The organism is Flagellimonas oceanensis (assembly GCF_003992595.1).
Taxonomy (GTDB): Bacteria; Bacteroidota; Bacteroidia; order Flavobacteriales; family Flavobacteriaceae; genus Flagellimonas; species Flagellimonas oceanensis.
In genome coordinates this window covers 204,350-221,381 of sequence record NZ_RZNA01000024.1, presented here as the reverse complement: position 1 = coordinate 221,381, position 17,032 = coordinate 204,350, and the positions used below count along the sequence as shown (strand labels likewise).

The following is a 17,032-nucleotide window of genomic DNA, read 5'->3' as shown; positions in this document are numbered from 1 at the left end:
CTGTAAACTGAACTCTGTCTGAAAAAGATTAGAAGTATTAATTTTATTCAGACAGTACCATGACAAAGAAAGAACAGACAGAATTTGAAAAGAAGGTGCTCGAGCAGTTCATGTCGGGCAAGAACCTTTTCGGTGAGGGAGGCGCCTTTGCCCCCATGCTGAAGAATGTGATCGAGAAGGCCCTTGAGGCGGAGATGGACGGCCATCTGGACGAGGGTGAGCGCACCAAGGGCAACAAACGCAATGGCAAGGGAAAAAAGACGCTGAAAAGTGGTTTTGGGACCTTCGACATCGATACCCCGCAGGACCGCCAGAGCAGCTTTGAGCCGGAACTTGTGAAGAAACGCCAGACCATCCTGGCGGACAATCTCTCGGAGAAGATCATCGGGCTCTACGGCCTTGGGATGAGTTACCGCGACATCTCGTCCCATATCAAGGAGATGTACGATACGGAGATCTCCCATACGGTCTTAAGCCAGATCACCGATCGGATCGTCCCCGATGTAAAGGCGTGGCAGAACCGTCCCCTGGAGCCCCTCTATTGCATCGTGTGGCTGGATGCCATGCACTACAAGGTAAAGGTCGATGGGAAGATCGAGCACAAGGCCCTTTATAACATACTTGGCATCAACAAGGAGGGATATAAGGAAGTTTTGGGCATGTACATCTCCGAGAGCGAGGGTGCCAACTTCTGGCTCCAGGTGCTGACCGACCTGAACAACCGTGGACTGCAGGACATCCTTATTGCCTGTACCGATAACCTGAAGGGCTTTACCGAGGCCATACTCAGCATATTCCCAAAGACCCAGGTACAGAAGTGCATTGTACACCAGATACGCAATTCCCTCAGGTATATTGCCTCAAAGGACCAAAAGGAGTTCATGCGGGACCTCAAAGAGGTATACCGGGCCACCAGTAAGGAGGTGGCCGAGGACGGACTCCTGGCCCTGGGCGAAAAATGGGGAGGCAAATATCCCGTGGTCATTGAATCCTGGCAGAACAACTGGGAAGAGCTCTCCCAGTACTTCCAATACACCCCGCCCATCCGCAAACTGATCTATACCACCAATGCCGTGGAGGGCTTCCACCGCCAGGTACGCAAGGTCACCAAGACCAAAGGGGCCTTTACAAACGATATGGCCCTGCTCAAGCTGGTCTACCTGGCCACCAGGAACATCGAGAAGAAATGGACATCGCCCCTGCAGAATTGGAGCCTGGTGGTCCAGCAACTTTATATTAAATTTGGGGAGAGGATTCCCTTGGAATTAAATCCCAATCCCTCTGGGGCTAGCCCCAGAGGGATTGATGGATCGGACAGAGTTTAATTTACAGACCCTACCTTTCAACAAAAAGGCAACTTCTCTAGAACTTTGGAAGCCTTCGGACATAAACGAGTAGCTTCCGATCAGCACACTGTCTTTTAATACACCTTTAAATATACCTGTGTTCCCATCTTTTTCTTTGAGGGCATAATTCAGTTGGCCCATCACGGAGTCGTTTATTTGGGTAATCTCCATAACCACTTTGCTTCCACCTGCGTCATAGGTATAGCATCCAACTTCTAAACCTGGTGATGGAACCTGCGCTATAACTTCCTCTGTGGTTTCCTCAGTTATTTCTAACTCTTTTTCTTTGTTTTTGCAGCTAGACACAGCAAACAGAAGCAATACAACAACCATTGATTTTTTCATCATCAGTCTATTTTTTTAAATACCAGAAGATTTTCTTCTGATGGATTGGAGAGAAACAGTCTGTTATTTTCTACTTTGTATGTTGTACCGGCTTGTAGCGCAGTCAAGAATTCGGTTTCTTTAACCATACTGGGACAAGCCATTCGGGTGGAGGCTATCTGTGTAAAACGAAGGACATCCTGTTCGTAAAAAAGACTTCCCGTCATTCTGTTGCATCCGGAAAAACCGGAAAAACGATTGTCGTTGATATTGATTTCCATGTTGGGCAGCTCCCTTCCATCGAAATCTTCCTTGGAGACAGGTGTGCCTTTCATTTCTTCCAACACCCAAATATCGTGCAGTCTATAATCAGTAATGTAAGACCCGCACCCTTCATAAACAGTAGTCTCGCCACCGTTGGTGTTTTTATATGAAACGGTCACGGTGTAAGGGAACACTTCGCCCGACATGGCATTGGTACATTCTTTATGCGAAATGATCACATCCATTAGTGTGGCCTCGGTTTGAATTCGATACATACTTATGTTTGAATCTTGAGCCTTTATGGGTTCCGTATGGGGGGTTTGAATGGTATCTTCCATGGTTTGGAGTTCAACTTTGTCGCCATAAATCTTGAGTCCCCAAAAAGGTTCGGTCCCTGTGGCCTTAAAATAGCTGCCATCAATGTTTATGGCAATGGGTTCCATTTCTCGTTTTTTCTCCTCTGTTTGAATGGTATCTGTTGTGATTTCTGCTGATACCTCCGTAGCTTCAGGTTCAGATGTTTCTTCCTTCTTTTTTTCAACACAACCGAAAAGAAGTACTGTGGCGAGGCCTAGGATGAGTGAGTTCTTCATGGGTTTACTTTTTTGAATCGCATCATGGGTACATCTCCTACCAAAAGGTTGAGCTTACCTTCCTTCACGGAGTAGCCGTCTATTTTTTTCATCATCTGTAAAAATTGACGTTCGCTTCCACCACAGAACATCATGGTGGTTGGGCCGGGGTCGCCAAAGACTATGGTGTTTTCGGCCAGTTCGTAATCCGCGGAGTAACCATTGCAACTATCGGTGCCGGTCACTTTTCCGGATGCTTTATCAAAAGTGATTTGTGGTTTTTTTTCCGGGAAAAGTCCTTCAAAGGCAATACGGGGCCCAGAGATATATTCAAGTTCCCAAGTAGGACCATATAGTGCGTCCGCGGTCGACTTTGTTCCACCACAGGAAACCACCAGCAGGATGGCGGTAAAAAACAGGATGATTGAGGTTTTCATTTTACAGAAGTTAATGGTTAATGTTCCAGTAAAATACTAAAAAAATGGATGACCTCCTCAATCCGTCCGATTGTTAGATGGTAAACTATATGGGTTCTATTGGCTTCTTTTGCTCCAGACCTCATAAATGGGACTTCCCTTACTGCTCAAACCGGAGTGGTGCCAATCGCCATCCTTCAACTCATAATCAAATTCCAGACTTGCCCCCACTCTGGAGTCGTCCCTGGAAAAGAAGCCGATATTTTCGGTGTATTTACCATCGATTGTGGTGTAAGTGCCCCCACCAGTTCCCATAAATTCCTTGGTTTCTGTATTGTAAGCAATCCATTGGAAACGGGTTCCCGATAAAATTTTCATGGTCTTTCGTGGTCCAGAAGTGTCGCGCTTCACGATTTCGCCATCACGCTTTCTTCCTGAGATCAACCAAGCTCCGAAAAGGTCGCCAGGAGTTCCGTCGTCAATTCGGTTCCATGTCATCTTCCCTAATTCGAGCCTATCATTTTTCATGGAATATGACTTGGATTGAGCTTCGCCAACCATTTCAGGGTTTTGGGTGGAAAATTCATAAGAGAATTCAATGTTTCCATCGCTTAGGGTATAACTACCCCCATGGGTTGCCACGAATTTTCCATCGTCTTTTTCAAAGATAGCTTCAGAAAAGAAACCATTGGTAAAAGTAAGGGTGTGCTTTAGTTGGACTCCTTCCTCGTTGGATTCCATAGTGGTCCACGCGCCTTGAATATTTTGACCATGCAAAAAAGGTGCTAATAGCAAACAAAGGGTAATCAGTACATTTTTCATGTGCGAAAGTTTGCTATTAAGATAAAAAAAAAGCTGCTGTTTTATTGCAAAACAGCAGCCCTTACATATAATAGAGTTGGTTTGTTAGAGTGTCCTCAAGTACTCTGCAATATCCCTGGCCTCGTCCTCGCTCAAATTTTGGTTGAGCATAATGGCGTTGTTGTACTCCTTCAACAAAGCTTTGGCAATTGGATCTTCTTTCAACATGCCGTCAGGGTTCAAGATCATGTTCATTACCCATTCTGGGCTTCTTCTGTCATAAACACCTTTTAGTGCGGGACCGATCATACGTTGGTCTACCATGTGGCAGGCAACACAGATGGATTCAAATTGTGCTTTACCCCGTGCGGCCATTTCATCGTTGATCTCTGATGGGAATTCCAAATCCGATATAGGGCCAACACCTTTGTTGTCCATATCCACGGGAACACCTTCCTTGGCTTCCGCTTTAGTATCTTCAGTTTTGGTGCGGCTCACTTCAAAACCATCTTTCTTTTCCTCTTTTTTACCGCCGCAACTTGCTATCATGGCACCCAAGGCCAAGACCATTACAATTTTTTTCATTCTGATTCTATTGAAGTTTGTTTGTGTAAACTAAGCCACTAATATAGGTAATTAGGGACTAATAATCCGAGTGTTTTTTGTTTTGTCCTTCACAGGGGGCTGCCAATGGGCCAATTTATAGGGAGTCGAAGAAACTCAACGCTTTTTTTTCGGTGTAGGTAATGTTGTTCTTACCCCAGAATCCTACATGCCCCCCATGGTTCGGGGTTTCCAAATACAGATGTGGATTTTCGTCTGTTTCTTTTATGGGATAGCATTCAGGGCCCAAAAAGGAATCGTTCTTCGCGTTGATGATTAAACTGGGCACTGTAATGTTGGGCAAGAATTGCAGTGAACTGGATTTTTCATAATAGTCCAAGGCATCTTTGAAATTGTGTGCTTTGCTGGTGTATGTGTCATCAAAATCCTTGAGCGTTTTGATTTTTTTGATGTCGGCATCATTGATTTTAGCGGGAAACAGTTGTTGTTTTTGCCGTAGTTTCCCCAACAGATTTCCTTTGAACCTTATGGCATACAATATGTTTTTTGGACTGAGCAGCTGCTTACAGGAATCGTGAAGGTTACAGGGCACCGATACCGCAACGGCACCCTTCAGTTCTTTTGGAACATCGTTGCCTTCGCCCAAATATTTCAGTAGTAGGTTGCCGCCCAAACTGAATCCTTTCAAATAGATTTCGGAGTACTTCCGAGTGTTTAAAATATGATCAAGGACTTCAATCAAATCCTCTGTGGCACCTGAATGATAGGAGCGGTACATATTGTTGGGCTCGCCACTGCATCCACGGTAGTTCACTGCACAGGTGTCGTATCCATTTTGATTGAGGATTTTGGCACTTCCCGTAATGTAAGGCCGTTGGGCATCTCCTTCGAGACCGTGGAGCAATACCACCAGTTTTTGGGTGGGTTTGGCCGAATCGCTCCAATCCAGATCCAAAAAATCCCCATCGGAAAGATGAATGCGTTCCCGCTTCTGAACGACTCCATTGACGGACCGGATGATGCCGGAATAAATCGTGGCAAAGTGACCGTTTCTAAAAAGAAAAGGAGGGGTGTAGTGTGAAGCGACTAGAGGCATTTGCTAATCTTTTGGGTAGGTTTTTAAAAGACTTGCTTGTTCTTCGACGGCTGTTTTGAACCCTTTTTTTAAATGGCCTACGAGTTCGGATACGGGCAATACATCGTCAATGGTGGTTACACCTTGGCCAGCGGACCAAATGGTTTTCCATGCTTTGGCTTCGGTGTCGAGTTCCTTGCCAAAATCTATTTTTGTGTCTTTTTTCAAATCCTCTTCCGTAATGCCCGCTGCTTGCAGACTTGCTGCTAAAAAGTTGGCGTGTACTCCGGAAATCGCAGCAGTGTACACCACATCGCTGGCTCCTGCATCAATGATCATTTTACGGTATTCTTCGGTGGCTTTACTTTCTTCCGTGTTGATGAAACGGGTACCCATATAGGCTAAATCCGCCCCCATTTGCATGGCAGAGGCGACATCCCGTCCTGTACTGATGCATCCTGATAGAATTAGGGTCTTATCAAAGAATTTCTTTACCTCCGCGATTAAGCTCATCGGGTTAATGGTGCCTCCATGGCCGCCTGCCCCTGCCGACACCAAAATCAGACCATCAACACCGGCTTCGGCTGCTTTTTGAGCATGCCGCTTTTTAATAATGTCATGAAAAACCAGACCGCCGTAGCTATGAATGGCATCTACAACCTGGCTCACAGCACCGAGCGAAGTGATGACCAAGGGCACTTGGTGCTTGATGCAAAGTTTTACATCGGCCTCCAACCTAGGATTGGTGGGGTGTACCACTAAATTAACACCAAACGGTGCGGCTTTTTTTCCGGTTTCTTCTTCAAAAGCCTTTAGTTCCGATTTTATTTGAACGAGCCATTCCTCAAAACCTTCGCTGGTACGTTGGTTTAGGGCGGGAAAGGTGCCCACTATTCCGTTTTTGCAACATTCGACCACCAATTTTGGTCCAGAAATCAGGAACATGGGGGCAGCAATTACGGGAAGCGATAGATTTTTGATGAATTCAGCTTTTTGGCTCATGGGTCTCGTGTTAAACTATGTTTAAAAATAGGAACAATTCTTCTTCTTCATTGGAATCAGTTATCAAAACTATGGTATTTTTGCAATTATTATGCATGCATAACAAAATAACCCACTATGTTTTTTAAGGAATTTGAGATAAGATGGAGCGATACGGACGCTAATCGACACTTGGCGAACTCCGCCTATATCAATTTTATGAGCCACACCCGAATGGCGTATTTGGGCTTGCTCGGTTTTAACCAGAAGAGTATGTCCAAGCACAACATTGGGCCTGTGGTGTTCTACGAGCATGTATACTACTTTAAGGAAGCTTTTCCAGGAATGCCCGTAAAGGTTTCGCTGGAGTTTGTGGGAATGAGCAAGGATGGAAAGTTCTTTGAGTTTAGACACAACTTTTACGACCACAACGGAAAGAATTTTGCCCGTTGCGAGATGATGGGTGCTTGGATCGATTTGAAAAAAAGAAAACTTACCGGCTTGCCCGATGAATTCCTAGAGGCATTTGAAGCGATGGAAAAAGCCGAAGACTTCAAGGTTTTGACCAAAGAGGACACCCGTAGGCACGTCCAGGTGCCAAAGGACATCGAGATTCTATAAATTCTTCAACTTTTCAGATGACCAAACCAGCTTGGGGAAGTTGTGATCAATTTTCCTGAGATGATTTCGTCCAGCCAACGTTCGTACCAATTCAAAAAATTGGTGTCCTCGGAAAATTTTGGAGGAGATAGTTCGCCACGATCTAAATTAATGATCATCCCTATGTAGGGGACGTTCAAAACCGAGGTATGAATGAAGGAACAACCTTGTGAACCTATTGGCAATATACCACCATAGAGGTTGCCGTTCAGTTCCTCATAATCTTCGTCGGAGACATTATCTTCATAAAGTGGCTCTAATTTTTTGTCCCATTCTTATTCGGAGATGTTGGGATGTAGGGCACATCTCTTTTTTAAATGGTCTTCAACATTACCATGAATCAGGTTATCTACATGGTGCCCAAAGGGATAAATTCCAAAAAAGGGTCCCGCTCCTGAAGATAATTAAGACCTTCCCCCATTTCCTATCTTCAATAAAAAGGATTTGTAGCAATCGGGTAATTGGACACCATAATTTGTTTCAAATGCATCCATATCCGAAGGAGTCACTGGAGGATTGATTTCATAACGATGGTTGCCTGCCCCGAACACTTTGTAGAGTTCATCCAACTCTTTTGCCTGCTGAAGTTTCTTTTTTATGCGGTGGATTTGTGGTATATAATTTGTCATAGTCGTCCTTTTGAAAAAGGAAAGCTACACAATCAAACCCTTAAAATTTATGATAAATTGATGGATGGCCTATTCTGATTGATGAAGACAGCTTATAAATCAATATCTAAGAAACACGTTTAGGTTTTTTGCTGGCCAAATACACGCCTACCAATACAAAAACCATTGCTGCAACCTTAACCAAGGTTAATTCGTCCTTACCTGCAAACAATGCGAAAAGAATACCCACCAAAGGTTGCATGTACACAAAAGCCCCCACGGACGAAGCTTTGAGCTGTGTTAACGCAAAAATATTGAACAAATAGGTCAAAAAAGTGGTTCCTATGACCACAAAGGCCACAGAACCAATGGCCCAGAGCGGCATGGAGGACCATTGTATTTCGAGGGCTTCGGGCAATGTCAGTGGCAGGTTAATGACCACCCCAATGGTAAACAACCATTTCATTAAGGTAAAAGGATGATACTTTTCAATCAGTTTTTTTACCACCACGAGATAAGCACCATAGGAAGTGGCATTTATAATGAACAAAAAGTTGCCCAATGGTATATTAGGTGCATTTTGACGCGCTTCTGCACCAAAAAGGATGAGCCCGACGGCACCCACAAACCCCAAAAAGATTCCTAGGCCTTTGTTCAGGGTTATTCTCTCTTTCAAAAAAAAGGCTGAGATAACCACTACGATTATAGGAGTGATGGTTACCAACACGGCACTGTTGATTGGGGTGGAAAGTTGCAGTCCCTTAAAAAAAGAAAGCATGTTTATGGACATACCCAATAGGGCACAAACCAACATACGGCCCCAATCCCTTTTCTCGACTTTTTCCTTGGGACCTAAAAAAGAAATCAACCAGAAAAGAAGAGCGGCCCCTAAAACCCGAAGAAAAATAAACCCAAAGGGTTTAACATGCGCAGGCATTACACCTTTCGCCAAGGTATGGTTGATACCGTAAATCAGGGTAGCGCCAATAGCGGCCAAAATGGCCAGGGTTCTTTTGCTCATCAATGCAGGGCTTCCTTGGCAGCTTCTACCGTTTTTTTGGAGTTTCCAACAAAAATCTGATCATCCACTATAACCACAGGTCTTTTTAAAAAGGTATAATGGTCCAGAATCAAGTCTTTGTAATCACTTTCTGAGAGGTCTTTTTCGTGAAGTCCTCTTTGGCGGAAAAGCATGGCCCTTCTGCTGAACAAGGATTCGTAGCTTCCGCTGAGCTCTGCCATTTGTTCCAATTGTTCAGAAGTGAGGGCTTCGGATTTTATTTCTTGCAGTTCCACTCCATCCAAAGGTTCCAGTTCTTTAAGAATGCGTTTACAGGTAGAGCAGCTGCCCAAATGGTATATTTTTTTCATAACTACAGTGTTGGATAGGCAAAGGAAACCAAAAATCAATCAAAACCCATTATCAATGGGTAAATTCAACAGCTTTTAAGGGAGGTGTTTGTTTTTGTGGATTGATATATTCTGATCGAAGAAAAGTTTTTTTAGATTAAAGGGCTATTTTTACGTAGAGAACATATAGTAAAATTGAAGCCTATGGAAAAGACATTCGACATTCTTCTTAAAAATAGAAAGATACTTCACGATTTTTTGCAGAACACGCCCAAAGAAGATTTGTTTCGAATCCCAGAAGGCTTCAACAATAATATTTGGTGGAACATTGCCCATGTGGTCGTAACCCCGCAATTATTGATGTACAAATTGAGCGGTCTGGATTTTACCATAGATGAAGAGTTGGTCAACAAGTACAAAAAGGGAACCTTTCCAGAAGGCCAACCTAGTGAAAAGGAGATGGAAAAAATATCGGCCTACCTTTTTAGTACGGTCAAGCACATTCAGCTCGATTATGAGCATGGTAGGTTCAAGAATTTTCAGGAATATATGACCACTCCAAAAATTGGTTTGAACAGCCCCGAAGACGCTTTGTCCTTTAATGTTTTTCATGAAGGACTCCACCTAGGGGCCATCCTAGCTTTGAAAAAGGCGTTGGCGAGAGCATAGTTTTTTTGCCAGGGTTAAAATTCCCTTCTTTCATCAAAATATTGGCAGGGAAGTATAACTACTTGAAAATCAGTTATATTTGTTTGCCAGAATTTAAGAACCCAAATCTTAATTAAAATGAAACACTACCATTTATGCTTTGGGGCACTGCTGGTACTCCTTGTTTTCCCTACCCAAAAAGTATTTTCACAACGAGGCAACCTTTCCTTGGGTTTGGTGCCCACCTACAAAACTGACGGATATGGTTTACAGTAGAACGCAAACCATTATCATAGCACCACGGATTATGTTCAGGTATCCTGGGCAGCGACTTTTTCCAAAGACAAGCCCGGTTCCGGTGTGGAATTCCCTTATGATGATTATCTGCTGGGCATAGGATATTTTACCACTATTTTGACTTCTCCCAAGCGAGGCATCTTCTTCTATTTTGGTGGGGGACCATCCGTAGGATACAAATACATTAACGATGGTGAGACCTATTTTCCGTTTGATGCACCCGAGGAAGTGGAAAGTAGTTTTATTTATGGAGGATATGCTTCTTTTGAGATGGACTTCTACATCTCCGGTCGTTTTTCCCTGATTGTCCCCATTAACGGTTACTACCATTTCAATAGTGACCTTAACGATTCTAGCTTGTTATTGGGAGCAGGGCTTCGGTACTATTTTAGGTAAGGCAACTATTCTGTTTTCACCTTGTACTTGAGATAAGGGTTGATTTCGCTGTATGGTAAAACCAATTCAATGGGACCATCTGCGTAGGAAGCTACTTCGTATTGGTTGTAGATTAACTTTAACCCTTCAATGGTATACCCAATATTGTTGGGCAAATGAAAGGCATCACTTTCAAACATAAAACCCGTATCGTTGATGTTGGCATCCTGCGGGATTTTCTCCTGTTCGCGAAACTTGGCTTCGGCATATGCCTCTAACCCTTCCAAATCATCAAAAAGGTCCCAGTTATCCAATTCCGTGCCTTGTTTTTTATCAAAATTGAGATAGGAGGCGGAAGCATATCCGTGTGCCCCTCCCGTAAATGAGTAGGAGTTCATCAATATGGTAATGATGTTCTCATCCTCATAAATCACTTCGCCCTCTATTTCGGCTTCCCATTGTACCTCGTCGGGGAATTTGGTCTTTACCTCTTTAAAGCTTTCGGTAAAGGATTGCAGGGCCTTCTCCGGAGTATCGATGTCCTTATCTTCGGTAAACGATAAAATACTGATGATTTCCTCCCGTAAAGACCTATTTATGGCTTCGGAAATGGGGGAACTGTCCAATGCATTGGGAATGTTGATGTCGATTCTAGGACAATCTTCACAATTCTCTCCCTGTAATTGAACAGGTTCAAAAGTAAGTTTGCTCTCAGTTTGGCAACCGAATAAGAGGATTAAACATAAAAGAGAGGCAAGGTTTCTTTTCATGATTCGAGGTTTTGGGTCTTCAAAAATAATACTTCGGAAAGATAACGATACATTTGTATGAAGATAGTTTTAGCATGGGCAAAAAAGAGTTGAAATTCAATAGTAGAGCGATTCACGGAGGACAACAACCGGATGCGGCTTATGGAGCTGTGATGCCGCCCATATATCAAACATCCACTTATGCACAACCCACCCCTGGGGGGCACAAAGGCTTCGAATATTCCAGAGGGGCAAACCCAACAAGAACAGCTTTGGAAAATGCCATTGCCAGTTTGGAAAATGGCCAATTCGGGATGGCTTTTGGCAGCGGAATGGCCGCCATTGATGCCGTGATGAAATTATTGGTTCCGGGCGATGAGGTCATTTGTACCAGCGACCTTTATGGGGGCAGCTACCGACTTTTTAAGGGGGTGTATGAAAAATATGGAATCAAGTTTCGGTTTTCGGAGATGGTGGATATGCAGGAATTGACTTCGCAAATCAATGAAAGCACCAAATTGGTCTGGGTGGAAACACCGACCAACCCCATGATGAACATTATTGATATAGCTGCCGTATCCAAAATCACAAAGGCACAGAAGTTACTATTGGCGGTGGACAATACGTTTGCTACGCCTTATTTGCAGCGACCTCTAGAATTGGGAGCGGATATTATCATGCATTCCGCCACCAAATATTTGGCGGGCCATAGTGATGTTGTGGTCGGAGCCTTAGTGGTTAAAGACCAAGCATTGGCCGATCAATTGTACTTTATCCAAAAGTCCAGCGGGGGTATTTGTGGTCCCATGGACAGCTTTTTGACGCTTCGAGGAATAAAAACCCTCCATGTTCGTATGCAGCGACATTGCGAAAACGGGGAATCCATCGCTAAATATTTGGAGAATCACGCTAAAATCGATAAAGTATACTGGCCAGGCTTTGCACACCACCCGAACCACGAAGTAGCCAAAAGGCAGATGAGTGGTTTTGGGGGAATGATTTCCTTTGTGCCTAAAGGCGGAAGTTATGAAGATGCCATTAAAATTGTGGAGAGCCTTCAAATATTTACCCTAGCTGAATCGTTAGGAGGTGTTGAAAGTTTGGTGGGGCATCCAGCGAGTATGTCGCATGGCAGTATTCCTAATGAAGAACGCGAGAAAAATGGCGTTGTTGATGCCCTCATCCGACTGAGTGTAGGCATTGAGGATGTGGAAGATTTGATTGCCGACCTCGAACAGGCACTTAATTAAGATTTTTTGAAAAATTTATAAAAAATAAATATTCAAATTATTGAAATAATATAATTTTGCCCTGAAATTCATAATTCAATAAAACAGCACTTTTCGATAACGGAAAAACAATTAATTTTTAACCCAGATATGGAAGAAAATATAGATGATAAAATAAAAGTGTTCATGGATGAGGTGATCTCCAGAAATGGTCACGAGCCAGAATTCATCCAAGCGGTACAAGAGGTAGCCGAAACCGTGATACCTTATATCGCGCAAAATGATATTTACTACGGTAAGAATATCCTTCTACGAATGGTGGAGCCAGAGCGATTGATCTCGTTCCGTGTTGCTTGGATAGACGATGATGGAGAAATCCATGTGAACCGCGGTTACCGTGTGCAAATGAACTCAGCCATAGGACCTTACAAAGGTGGACTTCGTTTTCACCCGACTGTAAACGCCAGTGTTCTGAAATTCTTGGCATTTGAACAAGTATTCAAGAATAGTTTAACTACCCTGCCCATGGGTGGAGGTAAAGGTGGTTCTGACTTTGACCCCAAAGGCAAGTCTGATGATGAAATCATGCGTTTTTGCCATGCGTTTATGACGGAATTGTGCCGACACATTGGTCCAAACACCGATATTCCCGCAGGGGATATTGGAGTTGGGGCCCGTGAAATCGGATTCTTGTTCGGGATGTACAAGAAAATACGTAATGAGTTTACCGGGGTGTTGACGGGTAAAGGACTTTCTTGGGGAGGTTCCTTGATTCGTCCGGAAGCTACCGGTTATGGTACCGTTTACTTTGCCGATAGCATGCTGAAAACACAAAATGAAACCTTTGAAGGGAAAAAAGTCGTGATTTCAGGTTCCGGTAATGTGGCCCAATACGCAGCCGAAAAGGTATTACACCTTGGAGGTACCGTGTTGACGCTTTCCGATTCAGGTGGGTTCATCTACGATAAGGATGGTATTGACGAGGAAAAGCTGGCCTTTGTAATGGATTTGAAAAACAACAAACGCGGAAGGATTTCCGAGTATGTCGATAAATACCCATCAGCAGAATTCCACAAAGGAGAAACGCCATGGAAAGTAGCTTGTGATATTGCCTTGCCATGTGCCACCCAAAACGAATTGGATGGTGACGCTGCTGCAACATTGATCAAAAATGGGTGCATCGCCGTGGCAGAAGGAGCAAACATGCCATCTACACCAGAGGCTATCCATGCATTTCACGATGCCAAAATCTTGTTCGCACCAGGTAAAGCTTCCAATGCAGGGGGTGTGGCCACTTCAGGATTGGAGATGAGCCAGAACTCATTGCGAATCAGTTGGACCCGTGAAGAAGTGGACAAGCGATTGAAGGGAATTATGTCCGATATCCACGATGCCTGTATGCAATACGGGGATGAGGATGGCTATTGCAACTACGTAAAAGGAGCCAATATAGCTGGCTTTGTTAAGGTTGCAGATGCCATGTTGGCCCAAGGAGTGATATAACATAAACCATCGAGAATGGTTTTTGGTTGGCAGTTACCGGAAGGAGTGATTACTTTTACACTTCCGGTAACTGCTTTTTTATTAGCCCATGCAAATCACAACAAAGGCCATAGTACTCTCCTCCATAAAGTATGGGGATACCAGTCTTATTGTTAGGGCCTTTACCCAATCCGATGGGGTAAAATCGTATTTGCTCAAAGGGGTGCTTGCCTCTAAAAAGGCTAAAATCAGACCAGCCTATTTTCTTCCGTTGATGCAATTGGAAATTGTGGCCAACCACAAGAACAAAGGGACATTGGAAAGCATTAGGGATGTTAAAGTGTCCATTCCCTACCAAACCTTGCACACCGATGTGATAAAGAACAGTGTGGTTCTTTTTTTGGCGGAGATGTTGGGCAACAGTATTCAAGAGCAAGAACAGGATGAAAGCCTGTTCAATTACTTGGAATATGCACTGCATTGGATGGATATCCATCAATTATCAGCCAATTTTCACATCTTGTTTTTACTGAATTTGACCCGGTATCTGGGCTTCTATCCGGATACATCCTACCAAGACTCGCCGTTTTTTGATTTGATGGAAGGCAGCTTTTGTAAAACGCCATCACTTAACCCATTGATTCAGAACGATAATCTAGAAAGTTTTAAGAAATTTTTGGGCATGGATTTTGAGGCATTACAGACAATACAACTAACTAAGTCGAACAGGCGGGAACTCTTAAAAACGATAATCCAATATTTTCGTTTGCATGTGCATGGATTTCGGGAGCCAAAGTCTCTCGCCGTATTAAATGCGGTATTTACTTAAAAATGCAAAACCTAAAACAAACCTTAACCCTAATTTCCCTTTTATCTACCCTGACATTTTATGCTCAAGAAATAACCGTGTTGGATGCTGATACGGGTATTCCTGTTGACAATATCGCCATATATAACAAAGACCAGTCCAAGACCACTGTCACAGATGACAATGGGAAAACTGAGTTGGATATTTTCTCGCCCAATGAGAAAATAACCTTCAGACATATCAGCTATGAACCATTCGCATCGACAAAATCCCAAATTGAAAGGCGGGGAAACCGAGTGTACCTTAGTTTAAAGACCGAAGAGCTTCAGGAAGTGGTCATGTCCGTTTCCAAGTGGGAGCAGCAGAAAAAACATATTCCTCAAAAAATCGAAACCTTTGATGCCCGAAGCATAGCTTTTGCAAATCCGCAGACCTCTGCTGACCTTTTGCAGCATAGCGGAAAAGTATTTGTGCAAAAAAGTCAATTGGGCGGGGGTAGCCCCATGATCAGGGGATTTGCGACCAATCGAATTTTACTGTCCGTAGATGGCGTTCGCATGAACAATGCGATTTTTCGGGGTGGGAACCTTCAAAATGTAATATCCATAGATCCATTTACCATTAAAAAAACAGAAGTGACCTTTGGTCCGGGTTCGGTTATTTATGGTAGTGATGCCATAGGGGGCGTGATGAACTTCTACACTCAGACCCCTCACTTCTCCTATGCAGACAGTTTGGCTTTTTCTGGAAATGTGAAATATAGATTTGCATCGGCCAATAGTGAAAATACAGCTCATTTGGATTTTAATTTTGGAAAGCAGAAATGGGCTTCATACACCAGTTTTACTTATAACAGTTTTGATGACCTGAAGATGGGCGAGCACGGTCCCGAATCCTATTTGCGACCCAATTATGTGGTTCGTGAGAACGGCACCGATGTCGTGGTGGCGAACGAAGATCCCAAAAAACAGGTAAGTTCTGGCTATGACCAAATCAATTTGCTTCAAAAGTTTACCTACAAGCCCAATACCACATGGAACTACGATTTAGGGTTATATTATTCCGAAACCTCGGATTATCCAAGGTATGATAGATTGATCAGACCAAACAGGGATGGGGATGGACTCCGTTCCGCTGAATGGTACTACGGTCCCCAAAAATGGTTCATGGGGAACTTTCAAATCACTCAAAAAGGAAGAAACAAGTTCTACGATGGGGTAAAGTTGACCACAGCCTATCAGTTTTTTGAAGAAAGCCGACACGATAGGGGTTTTCAGGATGTAGCGTTGTACTCCACCCGTGAAAAAGTGGATGCATTATCGGTAAACTTGGATTTTGAGAACAAAAAAATAGGAGCTCTTAATTTGTACTACGGGGCTGAATATATTTTCAACAAGGTCAATTCCGAAGGAAGCATGCGGAATATTGAAACCGATGAGGTGGAGGAAACAGCTTCCAGATATCCCGATGGGGCCACTTGGCAAACCTTCGCGGGCTACATCAATGGAGAGTATCAGTTGAAACCAAACCTTTCCTTGTTGTCGGGCATTAGATATAGCCAAGTATGGGTGGATGCCACATTCGATACTACTTTTTATCCCTTTCCTTTTGATGAAGCCGATATTATTACCGGAGCACTTACCGGAAGTTTGGGGTTGAGCTGGTTCCCAAGGTCCGATTTGCAGGTTACTTTGAATGGCTCCACAGGGTTTAGGGCACCGAATATTGACGATATCGGGAAAATATTTGATTCGGAACCAGGCTCTGTTGTAGTGCCGAACCCCGATTTGGAACCTGAGTACGCTTACAATGGGGAATTGGGCATCAGGAAGAACTTCAACGATGTTGTCGTTTTAAAAGGTGCTGCGTACTACACTTATTTGGTCGATGCCTTAGTTAGGAGGGATTTTAGCTTCGGAGGTCAAACAGAAATTGACTACAATGGCGAGCCCAGCAATGTACAGGCCATTCAAAATGCCGCTAAAGCCTATGTGTATGGGTTTGAGTTCGGGTTGGAGACCTATTTTACTGAAAACCTGTCCTTGAATTCCAATCTAACATTGACTGAGGGCATCGAGGAGGATGACGATGGTACGGATAGCCCATCTCGCCATGCCGCGCCCACTTTCGGAGACATTCATTTGATTTGGGAAGACCAAAAACTGAAAGCAGATGTGTTCGTCAATTATAACGGAGAGGTCAGTAATGATGATTTGGCCCTTTCCGAACGAGGGAAAACCTATATGTATGCAAGCGACGCCAATGGAAATCCGTATGCACCATCGTGGTATACATTGAATTTTCGATCACAATATCAAATTACCAATGCATTAAAGGCTTCCCTGAGTTTGGAAAATATGACCAATCAGCGATACCGAATGTATTCCTCGGGGATTGTTGCCCCAGGCACCAACTTGATTTTGGGATTGGGATACGTATTTTAAAAACAAAGGCCCGGAAATGTCCGAGCCTTCTTTTTGTTG

General features: G+C 43.6%; 20 protein-coding genes and 1 pseudogene. 9 read left to right on the top strand and 12 right to left on the bottom strand.

Annotated elements, in window-relative coordinates; translation table 11 throughout:
- Positions 1-59 precede the first annotated feature (59 nt).
- The gene (locus EO132_RS07965) at positions 60-1,325 is read left to right on the top strand and encodes an IS256 family transposase (RefSeq protein ID WP_127136011.1); all 1,266 of its coding nucleotides are present in this window, start codon (positions 60-62) and stop codon (positions 1,323-1,325) included.
- Here the strand turns inward: EO132_RS07965 and EO132_RS07960 are convergent.
- From EO132_RS07960 to EO132_RS07930, 7 genes are all read right to left on the bottom strand, one after another.
- Positions 1,266-1,694 (bottom strand): hypothetical protein, encoded by a 429-nt coding sequence (locus EO132_RS07960; RefSeq protein WP_127137380.1) that lies wholly within the window; start codon positions 1,692-1,694, stop codon positions 1,266-1,268. The genes EO132_RS07965 and EO132_RS07960 overlap by 60 nt on opposite strands.
- The gene (locus EO132_RS07955) at positions 1,694-2,527 is read right to left on the bottom strand and encodes an META domain-containing protein (protein WP_127137379.1); all 834 of its coding nucleotides are present in this window, start codon (positions 2,525-2,527) and stop codon (positions 1,694-1,696) included. Before EO132_RS07955 ends, EO132_RS07960 begins: the two co-directional genes overlap by 1 nt.
- Positions 2,524-2,943: an META domain-containing protein gene (locus tag EO132_RS07950; RefSeq protein ID WP_127137378.1), complete on the bottom strand. Its 420-nt coding sequence runs from the start codon at positions 2,941-2,943 to the stop codon at positions 2,524-2,526. Before EO132_RS07950 ends, EO132_RS07955 begins: the two co-directional genes overlap by 4 nt.
- Before the next feature lie 96 nt (positions 2,944-3,039).
- The gene (locus EO132_RS07945) at positions 3,040-3,744 is read right to left on the bottom strand and encodes a membrane or secreted protein (protein WP_127137377.1); all 705 of its coding nucleotides are present in this window, start codon (positions 3,742-3,744) and stop codon (positions 3,040-3,042) included.
- Positions 3,745-3,828: 84 nt separating this feature from the next.
- The gene (locus EO132_RS07940) at positions 3,829-4,308 is read right to left on the bottom strand and encodes a c-type cytochrome (RefSeq protein WP_127137376.1); all 480 of its coding nucleotides are present in this window, start codon (positions 4,306-4,308) and stop codon (positions 3,829-3,831) included.
- Positions 4,309-4,423: 115 nt separating this feature from the next.
- Complete coding sequence (locus EO132_RS07935; RefSeq protein ID WP_127137375.1) at positions 4,424-5,383, bottom strand: YheT family hydrolase; 960 nt, start codon at positions 5,381-5,383, stop codon at positions 4,424-4,426.
- Between the two features lie 3 nt (positions 5,384-5,386).
- Positions 5,387-6,364 (bottom strand): NAD(P)H-dependent flavin oxidoreductase, encoded by a 978-nt coding sequence (locus tag EO132_RS07930; protein ID WP_127137374.1) that lies wholly within the window; start codon positions 6,362-6,364, stop codon positions 5,387-5,389.
- Between the two features lie 117 nt (positions 6,365-6,481).
- On the opposite strand from EO132_RS07930, the gene EO132_RS07925 reads away from it, so the two are divergent.
- Positions 6,482-6,964: an acyl-CoA thioesterase gene (locus tag EO132_RS07925; protein WP_127137373.1), complete on the top strand. Its 483-nt coding sequence runs from the start codon at positions 6,482-6,484 to the stop codon at positions 6,962-6,964.
- 5 nt (positions 6,965-6,969) lie between these two features.
- On the opposite strand, the gene EO132_RS19210 is transcribed toward EO132_RS07925, so the two are convergent.
- The 4 genes from EO132_RS19210 to EO132_RS07910 form a co-directional block, all read right to left on the bottom strand.
- Positions 6,970-7,143, bottom strand: a complete 174-nt coding sequence (locus EO132_RS19210; RefSeq protein WP_164732299.1) for a hypothetical protein — start codon at positions 7,141-7,143, stop codon at positions 6,970-6,972.
- Between the two features lie 264 nt (positions 7,144-7,407).
- Positions 7,408-7,632 (bottom strand): SMI1/KNR4 family protein, encoded by a 225-nt coding sequence (locus EO132_RS07920; RefSeq protein ID WP_127137372.1) that lies wholly within the window; start codon positions 7,630-7,632, stop codon positions 7,408-7,410.
- Between the two features lie 106 nt (positions 7,633-7,738).
- A complete protein-coding gene (locus EO132_RS07915) occupies positions 7,739-8,632 on the bottom strand; it encodes a DMT family transporter (protein ID WP_127137371.1) in 894 nt (297 codons plus the stop codon).
- Entirely contained in the window at positions 8,632-8,982 is a 351-nt protein-coding gene (locus EO132_RS07910; RefSeq protein ID WP_127137370.1) for an arsenate reductase family protein, read from the bottom strand. The genes EO132_RS07915 and EO132_RS07910 overlap by 1 nt, the downstream gene beginning before the upstream one ends.
- Before the next feature lie 183 nt (positions 8,983-9,165).
- Between EO132_RS07910 and EO132_RS07905 the strand changes: the two genes are divergently transcribed.
- From EO132_RS07905 to EO132_RS07900, 3 genes and pseudogenes are all read left to right on the top strand, one after another.
- Positions 9,166-9,630 carry a DinB family protein gene (locus tag EO132_RS07905; protein WP_127137369.1) on the top strand — a complete coding sequence of 155 codons (465 nt, stop codon included), beginning with the start codon at positions 9,166-9,168 and terminating at the stop codon, positions 9,628-9,630.
- Between the two features lie 117 nt (positions 9,631-9,747).
- On the top strand, positions 9,748-9,885 hold the full coding sequence (locus tag EO132_RS19205; protein WP_164732298.1) for a hypothetical protein: 138 nt from the start codon (positions 9,748-9,750) through the stop codon (positions 9,883-9,885).
- A 24-nt stretch (positions 9,886-9,909) separates the two neighbouring features.
- Positions 9,910-10,302, top strand: a pseudogene (locus tag EO132_RS07900) (conjugal transfer protein TraO); the annotation flags it as partial.
- A 5-nt stretch (positions 10,303-10,307) separates the two neighbouring features.
- On the opposite strand, the gene EO132_RS07895 reads toward EO132_RS07900, so the two are convergent.
- Positions 10,308-11,051, bottom strand: a complete 744-nt coding sequence (locus EO132_RS07895) for a DUF3298 and DUF4163 domain-containing protein (RefSeq protein WP_127137367.1) — start codon at positions 11,049-11,051, stop codon at positions 10,308-10,310.
- 74 nt (positions 11,052-11,125) lie between these two features.
- On the opposite strand from EO132_RS07895, the gene EO132_RS07890 reads away from it, so the two are divergent.
- From EO132_RS07890 to EO132_RS07875, 4 genes are all read left to right on the top strand, one after another.
- Entirely contained in the window at positions 11,126-12,280 is a 1,155-nt protein-coding gene (locus EO132_RS07890; RefSeq protein WP_127137366.1) for a cystathionine gamma-synthase, read from the top strand.
- Between the two features lie 129 nt (positions 12,281-12,409).
- Positions 12,410-13,762, top strand: a complete 1,353-nt coding sequence (gene gdhA, locus EO132_RS07885; protein ID WP_205780333.1) for an NADP-specific glutamate dehydrogenase — start codon at positions 12,410-12,412, stop codon at positions 13,760-13,762.
- An 88-nt stretch (positions 13,763-13,850) separates the two neighbouring features.
- Positions 13,851-14,570: a DNA repair protein RecO gene (recO, locus tag EO132_RS07880; RefSeq protein WP_127137365.1), complete on the top strand. Its 720-nt coding sequence runs from the start codon at positions 13,851-13,853 to the stop codon at positions 14,568-14,570.
- Positions 14,571-14,572: 2 nt separating this feature from the next.
- Positions 14,573-16,993 (top strand): TonB-dependent receptor, encoded by a 2,421-nt coding sequence (locus EO132_RS07875; RefSeq protein WP_127137364.1) that lies wholly within the window; start codon positions 14,573-14,575, stop codon positions 16,991-16,993.
- The last annotated feature ends 39 nt before the right edge of the window (positions 16,994-17,032 follow it).

What these genes read in the sequence shown, in the direction of transcription:
- EO132_RS07935 (WP_127137375.1), bottom strand. Translation starts at nt 5,383, where the DNA reads ATGCCTCTAGTCGCTTCACACTACACCCCTCCTTTTCTTTTTAGAAAC.
- EO132_RS07875 (WP_127137364.1), top strand. Translation starts at nt 14,573, where the DNA reads ATGCAAAACCTAAAACAAACCTTAACCCTAATTTCCCTTTTATCTACC.
- EO132_RS07960 (WP_127137380.1), bottom strand. Translation starts at nt 1,694, where the DNA reads ATGATGAAAAAATCAATGGTTGTTGTATTGCTTCTGTTTGCTGTGTCT.
- EO132_RS07950 (WP_127137378.1), bottom strand. Translation starts at nt 2,943, where the DNA reads ATGAAAACCTCAATCATCCTGTTTTTTACCGCCATCCTGCTGGTGGTT.
- EO132_RS07890 (WP_127137366.1), top strand. Translation starts at nt 11,126, where the DNA reads ATGGGCAAAAAAGAGTTGAAATTCAATAGTAGAGCGATTCACGGAGGA.
- EO132_RS07915 (WP_127137371.1), bottom strand. Translation starts at nt 8,632, where the DNA reads ATGAGCAAAAGAACCCTGGCCATTTTGGCCGCTATTGGCGCTACCCTG.
- EO132_RS19205 (WP_164732298.1), top strand. Translation starts at nt 9,748, where the DNA reads ATGAAACACTACCATTTATGCTTTGGGGCACTGCTGGTACTCCTTGTT.
- gdhA (WP_205780333.1), top strand. Translation starts at nt 12,410, where the DNA reads ATGGAAGAAAATATAGATGATAAAATAAAAGTGTTCATGGATGAGGTG.
- EO132_RS07895 (WP_127137367.1), bottom strand. Translation starts at nt 11,051, where the DNA reads ATGAAAAGAAACCTTGCCTCTCTTTTATGTTTAATCCTCTTATTCGGT.
- EO132_RS07920 (WP_127137372.1), bottom strand. Translation starts at nt 7,632, where the DNA reads ATGACAAATTATATACCACAAATCCACCGCATAAAAAAGAAACTTCAG.
- EO132_RS07955 (WP_127137379.1), bottom strand. Translation starts at nt 2,527, where the DNA reads ATGAAGAACTCACTCATCCTAGGCCTCGCCACAGTACTTCTTTTCGGT.
- recO (WP_127137365.1), top strand. Translation starts at nt 13,851, where the DNA reads ATGCAAATCACAACAAAGGCCATAGTACTCTCCTCCATAAAGTATGGG.
- EO132_RS07945 (WP_127137377.1), bottom strand. Translation starts at nt 3,744, where the DNA reads ATGAAAAATGTACTGATTACCCTTTGTTTGCTATTAGCACCTTTTTTG.
- EO132_RS07940 (WP_127137376.1), bottom strand. Translation starts at nt 4,308, where the DNA reads ATGAAAAAAATTGTAATGGTCTTGGCCTTGGGTGCCATGATAGCAAGT.
- EO132_RS07910 (WP_127137370.1), bottom strand. Translation starts at nt 8,982, where the DNA reads ATGAAAAAAATATACCATTTGGGCAGCTGCTCTACCTGTAAACGCATT.
- EO132_RS07925 (WP_127137373.1), top strand. Translation starts at nt 6,482, where the DNA reads ATGTTTTTTAAGGAATTTGAGATAAGATGGAGCGATACGGACGCTAAT.
- EO132_RS07930 (WP_127137374.1), bottom strand. Translation starts at nt 6,364, where the DNA reads ATGAGCCAAAAAGCTGAATTCATCAAAAATCTATCGCTTCCCGTAATT.
- EO132_RS07965 (WP_127136011.1), top strand. Translation starts at nt 60, where the DNA reads ATGACAAAGAAAGAACAGACAGAATTTGAAAAGAAGGTGCTCGAGCAG.
- EO132_RS07905 (WP_127137369.1), top strand. Translation starts at nt 9,166, where the DNA reads ATGGAAAAGACATTCGACATTCTTCTTAAAAATAGAAAGATACTTCAC.